Here is a 17333-nt window from a genome sequence, read left to right as displayed (position 1 = left end):
TTCAAATTTTAATAAAATGGATTTTTCTTTTGAAAGTCGATTAAAATTAGCGTTAAAACGGTTAATTTCTAGAAATTCAGATGTAGAGAAAAAACCTTATAAGAAGAGTAATTTGTATCAGAATTTAATAAATAATATAACTTTTGATGATTTTAGATTAGATGATGTAGCTTCACAATTTGGTGTAAATAAATATAAATTTATAAGACTCTTTAAACAAGAAACTGGTTTAACTCCAAATAATTTTGTGCTTCTTAAAAAAATTGAAATGAGTAAAGAAATGCTCAAAAAAGGGAATTCAATTTTTGATGTTGCCATTGATTGTGGTTTTTACGATAATTCTCATTTCTATAAAAACTTTAAAAGATTTATTGGAGTAAACCCTTTAGAATTTCAAAACGCTTTTCTATCAGTATAGTGCAATATTTTACAATAGAAGCAATTTCAAAATTTTCATCTTTGTTAAAATTTTAAAAAAATGAAAAAATATTTTTGGGTACTATTGTCTTTAAATACAATAATTTTTTCTGCACAAAATAGAGATAATTCTATTGAGAAATTAGAGCATAGATTAGATTCTCTTATTAATAAAACAATGAAGAGTGAGCATATTCCAGGAGCTTCATTCATAATTGTTAAGAATAATAAAACTTTACTTAAAAAAGGATATGGATTCACATCACTTGGACAAAACGCAAATTATATTCATCCAGATTCTACTATTTTTAGAATTGGTTCAATTACAAAAACATTTACAGCATTTGCATTACTTCAAGAATTGGAAAGGAAGAAAATAAAAGTTACAGATGACATTAGTAAATATTTACTTTCTGTAAAAATTCCTGATACGTTTTCTGAACCAATCACTTTTCATCATTTACTAACTCATAGTGCAGGTTTTGATGAAATAGGAGGAAGGAGGATTTTTCAAGAAAACTTACAAATTCCTTTAGCTGTTTTTTTGAACTCCAATTTAGTAAGAATCAGAAAACCTGGAATTATTTCTGCATATTCCTCTTATGGAATTGCAGTAGCTGGTCAACTTGTTGAAGATTTAAGTGGGCTTTCTTTAGAAGATTATATGCGAAAAAACATATGGAGCTTATTAGAAATGAAAAAAACAAGTATCAATTTACCTGAAAATGATCGAAATTATTTGTCACTAGGTTACGAAATGTATAATGGAATTAATCTTCCTCAACCTTGGGAATGGTATCATACATTTCCTGCATCTTCTATAAATAGTACAGTTTCAGATATGGGAAATTATATAAAAATGTTGTTAAATAATGGCAATTATAAAGGGAAACAAATTCTATCTAAAAGAAATGTGCTTAAAATGCAATCACAACAACTCTCTATTCAACCTGAAGTTTTTGGTTTTGCTTATGGCTTTTATGAAAAGCATCAATTTAGATTAAAAGTATATAATCATGGAGGAGATATGTTGGGTTACAGTTCATTATTAACTTTAGTTCCAGAAATTAATTTAGGAATTTATATAGTGCATCATCATGAAAGTACAAGTTTGAGAAAAAAAGTCATGGAACTTGTTTTGGAGTATTTTGGTAAAAAGAATATCATACAACCTAACCCCAAAAGAATATATAAAGATGTTTCTAAATTTGCAGGCTCTTACAAATGGATGTCAGAATGTTATACTTGTTCAAATAATAAGAAAGTGAAAAAATATCAGCTTGTTAAAAGCAATAATAACACACTTTCTGGTTTTGGAAGAAAGTTTTATCAAGTAAAACCATTAGTGTTCAAAAGCTTTGATGGAAAAAGAATTATGGGTTTTTTAGCAAATAAAAAAGGAGAAATCAAGTATATGTCTCTTGGAAATGTAAATAGTTTTGAAAAAATCGAATAAAATTATTCAAACTCCTCTTTAGAATGTTCAGAATACGTTCTCCATTTTTCTAAACAATCTGCCATATCTTTTGGGATTTCAGAATCAAATTGCATAAACTCTCCAGTTTTTGGATGTGTAAAACCTAATGTTTTGGCATGTAAAGCTTGTCTTGGTAAAACCTTAAAACAGTTGTGTACAAACTGCTTGTATTTGGTAAAAGTAGTTCCTTTTAAAATGTCATTACCTCCATAACGTTCATCATTAAAAAGTGTATGACCAATATGTTTAAAATGGGCTCTAATTTGATGCGTTCTTCCAGTTTCCAATTTGCATTGCACTAAAGTAACATAAGTTAAACGTTCTAAAACCTTAAAATGAGTCACTGCATGTTTACCAAAATCGCCATCAGGAAAAACAGCCATTTGCAGTCTGTTTTTTAAACTTCGTCCAATATTGCCTTCAATGCTACCTTCATCTTGTTCAATATTACCCCAAACTAAAGCGTAATATAAACGTTCTGTAGTTCTATCAAAAAATTGGCGAGATAAATTAGCCATTGCAAATTCAGTTTTGGCAACCACCAAAAGTCCACTTGTATCTTTATCAATTCTATGGACTAAACCAGGTCTTTCATTAGAATTAGTAGGTAGGCTTTCTATGTGATGAATTAATCCATTAACTAAAGTACCACTATAATTTCCATGACCAGGATGTACCACCATTCCTGCTGGTTTATTTACAACAATAACAGTATCATCTTCGTAAACGATATCTAAAGGAATATCTTCTGCAACCAATAAATTTTCATGTGGTGGATGAGCTAAAACCACTCGTACAACATCATGAGGTTTTACTTTGTAATTTTGTTTTACAGCGACATCATTTACTAAAATATTACCAGCTTTCGCAGCTTGTTGAACTTTATTTCTTGTAGCATTTTCAATAAAATTCATCAAGAATTTATCCACTCTTAAAGGAATTTGTCCTACACTAGCTGTAAATCTGTAGTGTTCGTACAAATCATCATTTTCTATTTCTTGCGGATTGTTTTCTTGCACTTTTTTTATTTAAAGTTCAATATTTAAAGTTTTAGTTTGTCAGTTCGAGTGATTTTCGATTTTATGAGAAAATTGTATCGAGAACTTTTTATTTTTTCTAACTCCTAATCATCGTTTTCCATCGCCCAAAACCAAATCAATAATGGTGTTTTTAGGTAATTTATCATTTGGATTTATAATTTTTCCCTTATATCTCAAACCTCTTACTACGTCTTTTCCAATATCTCTTACGTAAGTGTAGTTTGTGCCAATAATAAAACCTATGGCTTGTAATTCAGATTCAGCCTGTCTTTTAGTACGTCCATTTAAATCTGGTATGGTAATATCTCTATATTTTGATGGATTTAAAGTCAGATAGATTTTTCGTTTTTCTTTTACAAAGTCACCTGCTTCTGGGCTTTGCTCAATAACAGATTTTTTTGGATACGTAGGATTATAACTTGCACTATCAATCACTTTAAAATCTAAATTAAGTTCTTTTAATTTTCGTTCAGCTTCATCAATTGTAATTTTATGTAAATCTGGAACTTGAATTTTTTGATCATGATTGGTGGTAATATTCAACCAAAATTTTAAAATGAAGAAAAATAAAACAAAGCCAATAATAGCAATGGCTATTTGCTTAAAAAAAGATTTACTTTTTAAAAACTGAAAAATACTCATAAAATGTTTTTTGTTAGTGGCACAAATATATAAAAACTAAACGTTGTACTTTCTATTTATATTTTGATAAATTTGTTACAATTAACTAAAACTGATGAAAAAAAATATTGCCATAATTATGGGTGGCTATTCTTCTGAAGCAGACATTTCTATAAAAAGTGGAAATGTGGTTTATAAGAACCTAAATATAAAAAAATACAATCCTTTTCGAGTTCATATTTTAAAAGAAAAGTGGATAGTTTTAGATGATGAAAATCATGAACATACTATTGATAAAAATGATTTTTCTTTTGTTTTGAATGATGAAAAAATCACTTTTGACTGTATTTTTAATGCCATTCACGGAAATCCTGGAGAAAATGGAATGATTTTGAGCTATTTAGAATTATTGAATATTCCACATACATCAGCACCTTTTTATCAAATGGCATTAACATTTAACAAAAGAGATACCTTAAGTGTTGTTAAAGAATATGGAATTAAAACTGCAATTTCTGTGTATTTAAATAAAGGTGATAAAATTAATACTGATAAAATCATTGCTAAAGTTGGTTTACCTTGTTTTATAAAGCCAAATAATGCTGGGTCTAGTTATGGAATTTCAAAAGCATATAGTGTAGATGAAGTTTTAGCAGGAATTGAAACTGCGTACAAAGAAGATGATGCAATTTTAATAGAATCTTTTTTAGATGGAACAGAAGTTTCTGTGGGAGTGATTGAATATAATAACGAAATAAAAGTATTGCCAATTACAGAAATAGTATCAGAAAACGATTTTTTTGATTACGAAGCAAAATACGAAGGAAAATCACAAGAGATTACACCAGCAAGAATTACTGAAACTCAAAAAAGTAGGGTAGAATCAACAGCTAAAAAAGTGTATAAAGCGTTAAATATGAGAGGTTTTTCGAGATCTGAATTTATTTTTGTTGATGATGAACCTCACTTTTTAGAAATGAATACGGTGCCAGGAATGACAGAAGAAAGTATTTTACCACAGCAAGCAGCAGCAGCTGGTATTTCTTTAAAAGATTTATTTGGAAATGCTATTGAGAGTGCTCTAAAATAAAGTTGATTTGTTTAAAGGTTTATTTGTTTACAATTAAACTTTTAAATGTATAAACAGTTAAACAACCAAAAATGAAAAAAGCAATTTTCCCAGGATCTTTTGATCCGATTACATTAGGACACTATGATATTATTGAAAGGGGTGTTACCGTTTTTGATGAATTAATCATTGCAATTGGTATTAATGCAGATAAAAAATACATGTTTAGTTTAGAAGAACGTAAAAAATTTATTGAAGATTGTTTTAAAGATAATCCTAAAATAAAAGTGGTGACTTATAAAGGATTAACAGTAGATTTTTGTCAAAAAAATGATGTCGAATTCATTTTAAGAGGATTAAGAAATCCTGCAGATTTTGAGTTCGAAAAAGCAATTGCACATACCAATAGAGATTTAGCACCAATTGAAACTGTATTTTTATTAACAGCAGCAAGTACTTCTTACATTTCATCTTCAATAGTAAGAGATGTAATTAGAAATAATGGAGATTATACCAAATTAGTACCTAAAACTGTAAGAATAAAATAAATATATATCATTTCGACTTTATGGAGAAATCTTATAATTTATGTTGATTATATTATCGACATTTCAACAAAATATAAAATGAAAAAATCAATATTACTGCTTTTATCAATAGCTTTTCTAATGATTTCTTGTGATAAAAAATCAAAAGAAACCAAAGATTTTACTACACTTTTTGAGAAATCAAAAGGAACAAAAACACCAGAATATAAAGACGTAATTGCCTATTATAAAAAATTGTCTGAAACCTATGATGAAATTTCATTATTCACATTTGGGCAAACAGATTCAGGTGAGCCTTTACATTTAGTAGTATATAACAAAGAAGGAATTTATAATGTATCAGAAATCAAAAAATCTACAAAAAATAGAATTTTAATTAATAATGGAATTCATCCAGGAGAATCAGATGGAATTGATGCTTCAATGTTAATGTTAAGAGATATTGTTCAGAATGATTCTTTGCAGAAAAAATATCAAAATTCATTAATATGTGTAATTCCTGTATATAATGTTGGTGGTGCTTTAAATCGAAATTCGTATACAAGAGCTAATCAAAACGGACCTTTAGAATATGGTTTTAGAGGCAATGCCAGAAATTATGATTTAAACAGAGATTTTATCAAACAAGATACAAAAAATGCTGCCACTTTTGCAGAGATTTTCCATACTGTAAATCCTGATGTATTTATAGACAATCATGTAAGTAATGGAGCAGATTATCAATATGCAATAACACATTTATTTACACAACATAACAAATTAGGAGGAAATTTAGGAGCATTTTTACAAGACAAAATGCGTCCAGAGTTAGAAGCTTCTTTAGTCGCAAAAAACATTAATATTACACCTTATGTAAATGTTTGGGGTACAACTCCAGAAGCTGGTTTTTCTCAATTTTTCGATTCTCCAAGATATTCTACAGGGTACACAACTTTGTTCAATACACTAGGCTTAATGGTAGAAACACATATGTTAAAACCCTATAAAATTAGAGTAGAGCAAACTTATGAATTAATGCTTTCTACTTTCGATTTTACAGAAACCAATTCAGAAATTATTAAAAATTTAAGAACAAAAGCAACAGAAGAAATTTTAGCAAAAAAAACATATCCAATTCATTTTAAGGTTGATAAAGAAAAATATAGAGATTTAAATTTTAAAGGTTACAAAGGAGAAATGATAGAAAGCAAAATAACCAATGGAAAACGTTTATTTTACGATAAAACAAAACCTTTTGAAGAAACAATTAAATATTATGACGAGTTCGAAGTAACCAAAGAAATAACCATTCCAAAAGCTTATATTTTGCAACAAGGTTGGCACAAAATTATAGATCGATTAAAAAATAACAATATCGAGTTTACTAGATTTAAAAAAGATACAACAATTGCAGTTATAGTAAACCACATCAAAGATTTCAAAACTAGAAAATTACCTTATGAAGGTCATTATTTGCACTACAATACAACAGTTTCTTCATCTACAGAAAATGTCAACTTTAAAAAGGGCGATTTATACATTTCTACAAATCAAAAGGGAATACGTTATTTGTTAGAAACTTTAGAATCAGAAGCTACAGATTCTTTTTTCAATTGGAACTTTTTCGACACTATTTTGCAGCAAAAAGAAGGTTATTCTGCCTATGTTTTTGAGGATATTGCAGAGAAGTATTTAGTTGAAAATACAGAACTAAAAAAACAATTTGAAGACAAATTAAATGATGATGAAACTTTTTCGAAAAATCCAAGAATGCAATTAAACTTTATTTATAAAAATTCTCCTCATTATGAAAAAGCACATTTAAGATTGCCAATTTTTAAAATTAAATAAATGAAATATATCGCTTTTTTTATCCTTATAGTTCTAATTATAGCTTGTAAATCTGTGGAAAATAAAAATAACGAAACAAAACATTTTTATGTAGGAACATACACAAATGGAGAAAGTGAAGGGATTTATAAATATCAAATTGATGAAAATGGAAAATTATCTAAAATAGGTTTAGTAGCAAAAGCAAATAATCCATCATTTTTAGCAAAAACCAAAGACAATAAAACATTGTTATCAGTAGAAGAAACTGATGAAAATGGAACTGGATTTGTAAAATCATTCAAAATTCAAAAAGATAGTTTGGTGTTTGTGAGCAAATCAAAATCTGGTGGAGCACATCCTTGTTTTATCACTGTAAATGATAAAAACCAAGTTTTGGTTGCCAATTATTCAGGTGGAAATGTTGGTTATCTAAAAGTTGATGATCAAAATGGATTGACTAATTTATTGTCTGTTCAACAACATAAAGGAAAAGGAACAACTGACAGACAAAAAGCACCTCATGCACATTCTACTTGGTTTCATCCAAATAAAAATGAAATTATTTCTGTTGATTTAGGAACAAATGAATTATGGTTTTCTACTATAGAAGATGCAAAAAATGAATTCACCTTCACAAATCAGAAAAAATTAAAATTTACTGATGGAGCAGGTCCAAGACATTTAACTTTTCATCCAAATAAAAAATGGATATATGTTTTAAACGAATTGAATAACTCTGTTGCTTTAGTAAAAGAAAAAGAAGGAAAATATGTTGTAGAAACTTCAATTTCTATGTTACCAAAAGGATATAGTAAATACTCAAAAGGAGCAGATATTCATATTTCTAATGATGGGAAATTCTTGTATGCTTCTAATAGGGGGCATAATTCAATTATAGTTTATAAGGTAAATTCTAAAAATGGAATTTTAAAATTAGTTGATTTTGAGGCTGTAAATGGAGCAAATCCAAGAAATTTTACATTAACTCCTAATAATAAATACTTATTAGTTGCTAATCAAGATACCAACAATATCATCTCTTTTAAAAGAAATTCTGAAACAGGGAAACTAACTTTTGTTGATGAAGTAAATGCACCAAATCCGGTATGTATTTTGTTTTAAAATTTACGTAACTTGTAGTTTTTAAATCTTTACAGGTGAGCAAAATTTTATCAATTAATGGAAAATCTTATACAATTGATGTACAGGAGGATATGCCTTTATTGTGGGCAATAAGAGACATTGTAGGTCTTACAGGAACTAAATTTGGATGTGGAGTAGCACAATGTGGAGCATGTTCTATTTTAATTGATGGCAGACTCACAAAATCTTGCAGTATGCCTGTTTCTTATGGAATTGGAAAAGAAATTTTCACAATAGAAGGTACTTCAGAAAATTTAGAATTTTTAAGAGAAGCTTGGAACGATGGTAATGTGCCACAATGTGGATATTGTCAATCAGGGCAATTAATTGCAGCCACTTCTTTGTTAGATAAAGTTGCAAACCCAACAGATAAAGATATTAATGATGTAATGTCTGATAATATTTGTAGATGTGGAACATATACAAGAATTAGAAAAGCAATTCACAAAGCTGTAGCACTTAAAAATAAAGCAATATGAGCAATATTCATCAGGTAAATCGTAGAGATTTTATGAAGCTTTTTGGTTTGGCTTCTACTGGAATTATTTTAGGATGTACATCTACAGTAGAAAAGAAATTTCAACCAGAAATAAATAAAGATTTTTTTGCTCCGAATTTATTCATCCATTTAGAAAAAAACGGGAATATCACTTTAATTGCTTCACGTTCAGAAATGGGGCAAGGAATTAGAACCTCATTAGCATCAGCAATTGCTGATGAATTAGAAGCAGATTGGAAATACGTTGCTGTAAAACAAGCTACAGGAGATGCAAAATATGGCAACCAAAATACGGATGGTTCTAGAAGTGTAAGAACTAGACTAGAACCTATGCGTAAAATGGGAGCTGCTGCAAAAATGATGCTAATTTCAGCTGCTGCAAAAAAATGGAATGTTGTAGCAACTGATTGTAAAGCAGAAAATCATTTTATAATCAATACAGTTACAAAAGATAAAATTTTCTATGGAGATTTAGTAGAAGACGCTTCAAAAATAGCCATTCCTGATGATGCAACTATCCAATTAAAAAAAGTTGAGGATTTTAAATTTATAGGAAAAACTTTAAAAAGTGTCGATTTAAACCATTTTACACACGGAACTGCAACCTATGGAATTGATGTTCGTATTCCTAATCTAAAATTTGCAGCCATTGTAAGATGTCCTGTAACCTTTGGTACACTGAAAAGTGTTGATAAAACTGATGCAGAAAAAACGGCTGGTGTAGAAAAAGTAATTGAGCTGGATAGAATAGTGCCTCCAGTTGGACAATTTTTTGGAGCTTTAGGAGGTGTTGCTGTCATTGCCAATAATACTTGGTCTGCTTTTCAAGGGAAACTCAACCTAAATGTTGAGTGGGATTATGGAGAAAATCATTCTTTTGATACTGATAATTTCAAACAAGTTTTAACAGAAAGACTGCAAGAAACAGGAAAGTTAGTTCCTGGAAGCAGAGGTAATACTATATCAGCTTTTAAGAAATCAGAAAAAATTATAGAAGCCACTTATCACGTCCCTTTTTTAGTGCATGCACCAATGGAAGTGCCTAATGCAACTGCTTGGTTTCAAGGAGATAAAATAGAAGTTTGGGCGCCTTTACAAGATCCACAAACTGCCAGAGCAGAATTGGCGCACTTTTTTGAAATTCCTTTAGAAAAAATTACCATAAATGTTACTTTTTTAGGTGGAGGTTTTGGGCGAAAATCAAAATCTGATTTTGTGGTTGAAGCAGTTGCGTTATCCAAAGAAATAGAATCTCCTGTTCAAGTAGTTTGGATGCGTGAAGACGATATAAAACATAGTTTTTATCACGCAACAAGTGCACAATATTTAAAAGGTGGAATTGATAAAAAAGGGAATGTTACAGGTTGGTTGCAAAGAGTTGCTGTGCCATCTATTGTATCTTCATTTAAACCAATGTCAGATTACGCTTCTGGTTTAGAATTGAACCAAGGTTTTACCAATAATCCCTATAAATTGGATAATTTTAGGTTAGAAAATGTAAAAGCGGAGTCGCATTTAAGAATTGGCTGGTTGCGTTCTGTAGTGCATATTCATAGTGGTTTTGGAAACAATTCTTTTGTAGATGAATTGGCAAATGCTGCCAAGATTAATCCTGTACAATTTCATTTAAACTTAATAGGAAAAGATAGAGTTATTAAAGGAAAATCGAATTATCCTTATGATTCCAAGCGAATGAAAGACGTGTTGAATAATACAGCAAAAATGGCAAATTGGGAAAAACATTATCCAAAAATCACGGAATTGGAATTGCTATTCATTATAGTTTTTATTCTTATGTAGCAACAGCAGTAGAGGTTGTTGTAATTGATGAAAAAGTAAAACTAGAAAATGTTTGGACAACCATAGATTGTGGTTTGGTACTGAATAAAGACAACGTAAAAAACCAATTAGAAGGTGCTGCTATTTTTGGAATGTCTATAGCACTATTTGGAAAAATTTCCACAAAAGAAGGTGCAGTTGAACAAAATAATTTCTTCGATTATCAAATGACAAGAATGAAACACGCTCCAAAAATTCATATTGATATTTTAGATAAAATGCACGAAAAACCAACTGGAGTAGGAGAACCTGGAGTTCCTGTAATGGCTCCTGCTATTTGCAATGCTATTTTTAATGCAACTGGAAAACGTGTAAGAAATTTGCCTTTGGTAGATTTGGGGATGGTTTAAAATATCAAATTATGTTTAAAACTTATACTCCCCCAAAGGTTTAGGAAACTTTTCAGGGTTAGCAGCCAAATGATAACGTGGGTCATCAATATCTTCTTCAATAATATCTGTAAAAATTGGACTAGCTTTATACAAAAGAACTTTACAATCTTCACTCAAATGTTTTAAAGTAATTTTCTTGTTCGCTGCTTGATATTTCTCTACTAAAGCAAAAATAGCTTCAATTGCAGAATGATCAGAAATTCGAGCCTCTACAAAATCTATCTCTACAGTATCAGGATCATTTTTTACGTCAAATTTATCATTAAAAGCAGAAATACTCCCAAAAAATAATGGTCCCCAGATTTCATAAACTTTTGTTCCATCAGCATTAAAACGTTTACGAGCTCTAATTCTTTTCGCATTTTCCCAAGCAAAAACCAAAGCAGAAACAATAACACCAGAAATTACAGCAATTGCTAAATCAAAAATTACTGTTAGAGAAGAAACTAAAATCAATACAAAAACGTCAGATTTCGGAATTTTATTCATAATTCTAAAACTAGACCAAGCAAAAGTACCAATAACCACCATAAACATTACTCCAACCAAAGCAGCAATAGGAACTTGTTCAATATAAGAAGATGCAAAAAGAATAAACATCAACAAGAAAACAGCTGCTGTAATTCCTGATAATCGTCCACGTCCACCACCTTTTATGTTGATAATCGATTGTCCAATCATGGCACAGCCACCCATTCCTCCAAACAAACCAGTAATAATATTTGCACCACCTTGGGCCATACATTCTCGGTTTGAGTTTCCTCGAGTTTCAGTTAAATCATCAATTAAATTTAAGGTCATCAAGGATTCTATCAACCCAATAGCTGCTAATATTAAAGCATAAGGAAAAATAAACCAAAATGTTTCCATATTTAAAGGAATATTTGTGAATGTCTCTAAAACAGGCACAGGGAAACCACCTTCTAAACCTTCTCCACCACCATCTCTAATAAAAGAACCTACAGTAGCAACATCTAAATTTGAAAAAATTACAATTCCTGAAACTACTAAAATAGCAATTAAAGCTTCTGGTAATTTTTTAGTTGCTTTTAGTTTTGGTAAGCCCCACATCATTAGCATTGTTAAACCTACTAAACCAATCATTAACCATAAAGAATTTCCTTCTAGCCAAACTTTATCTCCATCAATAGTTTCTTTAAACATTCCTAATTGAGATAAGAAAATCACAATAGCCAAACCATTCACAAAACCCATCATTACTGGGTGTGGAATTAATCTGACAAATTTACCGAGTTTTAAAACTCCAGCTAAAAACTGAATAATTCCCATCAATATTACAGTTAAAAACAAATAGTAAAGACCTAAATTTTCATCTGGGCTACCCATTGCATTTCCTTTGGCTACAAGAGTTACCATAACAACTGCTAAAGCACCTGTTGCACCAGAAATCATTCCTGGTCTTCCTCCAAAAATCGACGTAATTAAACCAATCATAAAAGCCGCATATAAACCTACTAAAGGGGCAACTCCTGCAACAAATGCAAAAGCCACTGCTTCAGGAACTAACGCTAGAGCAACAGTAATTCCAGATAAAATATCATTTCTTACGTTACTTACACGTTTTGTGATAAATTCAGTCATAATTTTGGTGATTTTTTAAGTCGGCAAATATAGAACGTTTTTTTAGAAAACTATGCTTCTTTATAAGTATCATAAACCAATTTAATATTAGCATAAGATTTTTCTAATATTGCTTTTATTTCACTTTCATTTTTAAAAGTAGCTTCAGTAATACCTTCCTCAATTTGAGGTATTAAAGGCTTATTGTAATTAGAAGTCATTAAAAACCAATGTGTTTCTTTTAATCGTAATCCTTTTTGATAATAGGTGTGATAAGTGGTAATTAATTTTTTTAAAATTGATAAATTAAAAATGCCACATTCTTCTTCAACCTCTCTAATTGCAGCAATATCAATAGTTTCTCCTTTTTCTATTCTACCTTTTGGTAAATCCCAAATGTCATTTCTAAAAATAAATAAAAATTCATTTTTACTGTTTTTAACTAGTCCACCAGCAGCAGGCACAACTTTAAAATTTGTTTTAAAACGATTCCAATCTTTCTCTAAATTAGTAGTATATAGCAATATGCCTTGTATCGCTTCATTTTTTAATTTATAAATGACTTCATCAAAAACAATATTCTTATAAATGTAAACAGGATAATTATTTTTGTTTTGTGAAGAAGAAGTGATAATTATTGGCTTATCATTTACAAAAACTTTATACATTTGTTTTATGATTTTAAACAAAGATACTGCAAAAAAGACAGCTGAACTTTTGTTGCAAATTAAAGCAATAAAATTGAATCCTTCAGAACCATTTCAATGGGCTTCTGGTTGGAAATCTCCTATTTATTGTGATAATAGAGTTACATTATCTTATCCTCCTGTTAGAGTTTTTTTAAAAGAAGAAATTGCTAAAATTGTTGAATTAGAGTATGGTAAGCCAGATGTTATTGCTGGTGTTGCTACTGGTGCAATTGCTATTGGTGTTTTAGTAGCACAAGAGTTGGGGATTCCATTTGTTTATGTTAGGCCAGAGCCTAAAAAACATGGAAGAAAAAACCAAATTGAAGGACATTTAGAAAGTGGTCAAAACGTGGTAGTTGTAGAAGACTTAATTAGTACTGGTAATAGTAGTTTAAATGCTGTTGCTGCTCTAAAAGAGGCAAATGCTGTTGTTAAAGGAATGGTAGCAATCTTTTCTTACGGATTTGATATTGCAACTAAAAACTTTGAAGATAACAATGTAAGTTTAAAAACGTTAAGCAATTACGAAAACTTGCTAGAACAAGCTTTAGACAGTAATTATGTTACTCAAAAAGAATTAGCTACATTGCAAGAGTGGAGAGCCAACCCAAGTGAATGGAATCAATAAAAAGTAATCAAAATGAATATATCAGGAAATAGAGTAGTAGTAGAAAAATCTCAAAAAGAAACTTTTGAATTTTTAACTGATTTAAAAAACTTTGAGCAATTAATGCCAGATACTATCGAAAAATTCGAAGTAGATGGTGATTCTTTTATTTTTGGATTAAAAGGAATGCCAGAAATACGATTGGTTTTAAAAGAAACTACTCCATATTCTAATGTTACTTTAGGTGCAGCTAGTAGTAAATTAGATTTTCAATTAATTGCTGATATTGCAGAAATCGATGAAGATTCATCAGAAGTACAACTAGAATTTAATGGTAAATTTAATATGATGATGGCAATGATGGTAAAAAAACCATTAACAAATTTCATTGAAACACTTACCGACAATCTAGAAACTATCTAGGCAAAAGCAATTTCTTTAATGCCAAATTCTTGTATTGTATCGTTTTCAAATTTAATTTGAAGCTTACCGTTTTTAGAAATTCCAATAATCATTCCAGTAAATAAATTATCATTTACATCTCTAAATGTTGCTACTTTATCTTTCTTATAAAGATTTTTTAAGTAACAATCTTCTAAATACTTTTTGTCAGTATCTAAATACTGAATCCAATTTTTTACTTCTGATACAATTTTTTCTAATAGATCATCCAAATTAAAATCTTTGTTTTTTAATAATTTTAAAGAAGTAACGTTTTTAATACTTTCAGGAAAATTAGTTTGATTCACATTCAGTCCAATACCAACTATAGAAGAGGTAACAATATCTTTTTTGAGGCTATTTTCTATAAGAATACCACAAATCTTTTTATTATCTGACATAATGTCGTTAGCCCACTTAATAGCAATGTTTTTTAAATCTAGTCTTTTTAAGACTTTATAAATTGCTAAACTAACTGCGAAATTTAAATATTTTTGCTGATAAAGTTTTACTTTAAGGTTGTTTAATAAGATACTGAATGTTAGGTTTTTATTAGGTTCAGAAAGCCATTTGGTATGCATTTGACCACGACCATTTGTTTGCTTTTTAGTAACTATAACTGTATAGTTTTCTACTGTAGAATTTTTAACCATTTCCTTTAAAAAAGAATTGGTAGAATCAATGGCATCAAGTTTGATTATTTTCAACTGTTAAATAAAGTGTAAACTAGTTCAATATTACACAAAATAGTCGCAAAAAAATAATAACTTTGCCAAAAATTTAGAAAAGCGTTAATGACAAAAAAAAATGTAAGCGCAGATAATTTAATATCTGTAATTATTAAGGGGATAGATGATGTAAAAGGAGAAGATATCCAATTACTAGACTTACGAGAAATTGAAAATACTGTTTGCGATTATTTTATTATTTGTTCAGGTAATTCTAATACGCAAGTAAATGCAATTTCAGGATCAATTCAAAAAGTAGTTAGCAAAGAAACAAAAGATAAGCCTTGGCATATAGAAGGTCAAGGAAATGCTGAATGGGTTTTAATGGACTATGTAAACGTTGTGGTACATATTTTTCAAAAACATGTAAGAGATTTTTACGACATAGAAAGCCTTTGGGGTGATGCAAAAATTACTGAAATAAACCCAGTTTAAAAGAATAATAAGAACATGAGTGACTCAAATAAAGAGAATAAACCAAATTTGCCAAAGTTTAAATTTAGTTCTTACTGGATTTATGGTGTAATTTTAATAGCTATAATAGCAGTTCAGTTTTTTAACACAAGCGATTTAGCTTCTAAAAGTATTTCAAAAAATAAATTTGATGAAATCTTAAGGGATAATGATATCAAAGAAATTGTTGTTATCAATAAAGATGTTGCACAGATTTATTTAACACAAGATGCACTAAAAAAGACAAAACATAAAGAATTTACTTCTTCAGCTTTTTATAGACCAGGTTCTCCTGTTTATGAATATAATTTTGGTGACCAGAAGAATTTTGAAGACAATGTTTTTAATGCAAAAGAAAAAAATAATCTTATAGTTGATATAAGAAATAAAGAAAAAACTAGTGTTTTTGATATGATTATCGGGTTTTTACCATTTATCATTTTAATTGCAATCTGGTTATTTTTTATGAGAAGAATGTCTGGTGCTGGAGGTGGTGCAGGAGGAGGAGGTCAAATTTTTAGCATTGGTAAATCCAAAGCAAAATTATTTGACAAAGACACTAAAGTTAAAACTACTTTTGAGAATGTTGCAGGTTTAGAAGGTGCAAAAGAAGAAGTACAAGAAATTGTCGACTTCTTAAAAAGTCCAGAAAAATATACTTCTTTAGGAGGTAAGATTCCAAAAGGAGCTTTACTGGTAGGACCTCCAGGAACTGGTAAAACGTTATTGGCAAAAGCAGTAGCAGGTGAGGCAGGTGTACCATTTTTCTCTTTATCTGGTTCAGACTTTGTTGAAATGTTTGTTGGTGTAGGAGCTTCTAGAGTTCGTGATTTATTTAAGCAAGCACAACAAAAATCTCCATCAATTATTTTTATAGACGAGATTGACGCAATTGGTAGAGCAAGAGGTAAAAATAGCATGACTGGTGGTAATGATGAGCGTGAAAATACCTTAAATCAATTATTAACTGAAATGGATGGTTTTGGAACAGACACAAACGTTATTGTTTTAGCTGCTACAAACAGAGCTGATGTTTTAGATAAAGCTTTAATGAGAGCTGGACGTTTTGATAGGCAAATTTATGTTGATTTACCAGACATTAGAGAAAGACAAGAAATTTTCGAAGTACACATTAAACCTTTAAAATTAGCAGATGATGTTAATTTAGAGTTTTTAGCACAGCAAACACCAGGTTTCTCGGGTGCAGATATTGCAAATATGTGTAACGAAGCAGCTTTAATTGCTGCAAGAAATGGCAAAAAAGCGATTCATCATCAAGATTTTTTAGACGCTGTAGATAGAATTGTTGGTGGTTTAGAAAAGAAGAAAAAAGTTATAACACCAAAAGAAAAAGAAGTAATTGCTTATCACGAAGCTGGTCATGCAACTGTAAGTTGGATGTTAGAACATGCTGCACCATTAGTAAAAGTTACTATTGTACCTAGAGGTCAATCTTTAGGAGCTGCTTGGTATTTACCAGCAGAACGATTAATTGTGCAAACAGAGCAGATGCTTGATGAAATGTGTGCAACTTTAGGAGGTAGAGCTGCTGAAAAAATAATTTTCAATAAAATTTCTACAGGTGCTCTAAGTGATTTAGAAAAAGTTACCAAACAAGCAAGAGCAATGGTTACTGTGTATGGTTTAAATGAAGAAGTTGGTAATATTACATATTATGACTCTTCTGGAAACGATACGTTTGTAAAGCCTTATAGTGAAGAAACTGGTAAGAAAATTGATAGAGAAATTTCAAAGATGATTGAAATTCAATATCAGAGAGCTATAGAATTACTTGAAAATAATAAAGAAAAGTTGAGTGTTTTAGCTGAATTATTATTAGAAAAAGAGGTTATTTTTAAGGATGATCTTCAAAAAATATTTGGTAAAAGACCTTTTGAGAATGAGGCAGTAGAAAAAGAAGTTAAAGAAGAAGTAATTTCTAAGAAAGAAGATATTTAGAAATAACCAACTTGTTTT

General features: G+C 29.7%; 18 protein-coding genes. 13 read left to right on the top strand and 5 right to left on the bottom strand.

The annotated features are described in order from the left end of the window. Together BTO18_RS05100 and BTO18_RS05095 are read left to right on the top strand one after the other, a co-directional pair. The coding region (locus BTO18_RS05100; protein ID WP_146106978.1) for a helix-turn-helix domain-containing protein at positions 1 to 418 on the top strand (418 nt) is incomplete at its 5' end. 60 nt (positions 419 to 478) lie between these two features. Next, the gene (locus BTO18_RS05095; RefSeq protein WP_105015192.1) at positions 479 to 1873 is read left to right on the top strand and encodes a serine hydrolase domain-containing protein; all 1395 of its coding nucleotides are present in this window, start codon (positions 479 to 481) and stop codon (positions 1871 to 1873) included. A 2-nt stretch (positions 1874 to 1875) separates the two neighbouring features. Here BTO18_RS05095 and BTO18_RS05090 read toward each other — a convergent pair whose 3' ends face one another. Then, positions 1876 to 2913, bottom strand: a complete 1038-nt coding sequence (locus BTO18_RS05090; protein WP_105015191.1) for an RluA family pseudouridine synthase — start codon at positions 2911 to 2913, stop codon at positions 1876 to 1878. 108 nt (positions 2914 to 3021) lie between these two features. Next, on the bottom strand, positions 3022 to 3576 hold the full coding sequence (locus tag BTO18_RS05085; RefSeq protein WP_105015190.1) for a PASTA domain-containing protein: 555 nt from the start codon (positions 3574 to 3576) through the stop codon (positions 3022 to 3024). 94 nt (positions 3577 to 3670) lie between these two features. Between BTO18_RS05085 and BTO18_RS05080 the strand changes: the two genes are divergently transcribed. From BTO18_RS05080 to BTO18_RS17950, 7 genes are all read left to right on the top strand, one after another. Beyond that, the gene (locus BTO18_RS05080) at positions 3671 to 4645 is read left to right on the top strand and encodes a D-alanine--D-alanine ligase (protein WP_105015189.1); all 975 of its coding nucleotides are present in this window, start codon (positions 3671 to 3673) and stop codon (positions 4643 to 4645) included. A gap of 71 nt (positions 4646 to 4716) precedes the next feature. After that, on the top strand, positions 4717 to 5172 hold the full coding sequence (gene coaD, locus BTO18_RS05075) for a pantetheine-phosphate adenylyltransferase (protein WP_105015188.1): 456 nt from the start codon (positions 4717 to 4719) through the stop codon (positions 5170 to 5172). Positions 5173 to 5250: 78 nt separating this feature from the next. Further along, on the top strand, positions 5251 to 7002 hold the full coding sequence (locus tag BTO18_RS05070; RefSeq protein WP_105015187.1) for a M14 family metallopeptidase: 1752 nt from the start codon (positions 5251 to 5253) through the stop codon (positions 7000 to 7002). Beyond that, complete coding sequence (locus BTO18_RS05065; RefSeq protein WP_105015186.1) at positions 7003 to 8106, top strand: lactonase family protein; 1104 nt, start codon at positions 7003 to 7005, stop codon at positions 8104 to 8106. Between the two features lie 35 nt (positions 8107 to 8141). After that, a complete protein-coding gene (locus BTO18_RS05060; protein ID WP_105015185.1) occupies positions 8142 to 8606 on the top strand; it encodes a (2Fe-2S)-binding protein in 465 nt (154 codons plus the stop codon). Then, positions 8603 to 10426, top strand: a complete 1824-nt coding sequence (locus tag BTO18_RS05055; protein ID WP_226789007.1) for a xanthine dehydrogenase family protein molybdopterin-binding subunit — start codon at positions 8603 to 8605, stop codon at positions 10424 to 10426. Before BTO18_RS05060 ends, BTO18_RS05055 begins: the two co-directional genes overlap by 4 nt. Next, positions 10357 to 10815, top strand: coding sequence for a molybdopterin cofactor-binding domain-containing protein (locus tag BTO18_RS17950; protein ID WP_226789006.1), 459 nt, complete (start codon positions 10357 to 10359; stop codon positions 10813 to 10815). Before BTO18_RS05055 ends, BTO18_RS17950 begins: the two co-directional genes overlap by 70 nt. Positions 10816 to 10830: 15 nt before the next feature. Here the strand turns inward: BTO18_RS17950 and BTO18_RS05050 are convergent, their stop codons facing one another. Together BTO18_RS05050 and BTO18_RS05045 are read right to left on the bottom strand one after the other, a co-directional pair. After that, positions 10831 to 12459: a SulP family inorganic anion transporter gene (locus tag BTO18_RS05050; RefSeq protein WP_105015184.1), complete on the bottom strand. Its 1629-nt coding sequence runs from the start codon at positions 12457 to 12459 to the stop codon at positions 10831 to 10833. A gap of 50 nt (positions 12460 to 12509) precedes the next feature. Further along, complete coding sequence (locus BTO18_RS05045) at positions 12510 to 13106, bottom strand: NUDIX hydrolase (protein WP_105017505.1); 597 nt, start codon at positions 13104 to 13106, stop codon at positions 12510 to 12512. A gap of 7 nt (positions 13107 to 13113) precedes the next feature. On the opposite strand from BTO18_RS05045, the gene pyrE reads away from it, so the two are divergent. Together pyrE and BTO18_RS05035 are read left to right on the top strand one after the other, a co-directional pair. After that, positions 13114 to 13755 carry an orotate phosphoribosyltransferase gene (gene pyrE, locus BTO18_RS05040; RefSeq protein ID WP_105015183.1) on the top strand — a complete coding sequence of 214 codons (642 nt, stop codon included), beginning with the start codon at positions 13114 to 13116 and terminating at the stop codon, positions 13753 to 13755. A gap of 12 nt (positions 13756 to 13767) precedes the next feature. After that, complete coding sequence (locus BTO18_RS05035) at positions 13768 to 14157, top strand: orotate phosphoribosyltransferase (protein WP_105015182.1); 390 nt, start codon at positions 13768 to 13770, stop codon at positions 14155 to 14157. Here BTO18_RS05035 and BTO18_RS05030 read toward each other — a convergent pair. After that, a complete protein-coding gene (locus BTO18_RS05030) occupies positions 14154 to 14882 on the bottom strand; it encodes a biotin--[acetyl-CoA-carboxylase] ligase (protein ID WP_105015181.1) in 729 nt (242 codons plus the stop codon). The genes BTO18_RS05035 and BTO18_RS05030 overlap by 4 nt on opposite strands. 87 nt (positions 14883 to 14969) lie before the next feature. Between BTO18_RS05030 and rsfS the strand changes: the two genes are divergently transcribed. Further along, entirely contained in the window at positions 14970 to 15338 is a 369-nt protein-coding gene (gene rsfS / locus BTO18_RS05025) for a ribosome silencing factor (RefSeq protein WP_105015180.1), read from the top strand. Between the two features lie 15 nt (positions 15339 to 15353). After that, complete coding sequence (gene ftsH / locus BTO18_RS05020) at positions 15354 to 17315, top strand: ATP-dependent zinc metalloprotease FtsH (RefSeq protein ID WP_105015179.1); 1962 nt, start codon at positions 15354 to 15356, stop codon at positions 17313 to 17315. Positions 17316 to 17333: the final 18 nt, after the last annotated feature.

The organism is Polaribacter porphyrae (genome assembly GCF_002954685.1).
In the GTDB taxonomy this organism is placed as follows: domain Bacteria; phylum Bacteroidota; class Bacteroidia; order Flavobacteriales; family Flavobacteriaceae; genus Polaribacter; species Polaribacter porphyrae.
This window is presented reverse-complemented; position numbering and strand designations above follow the sequence as displayed.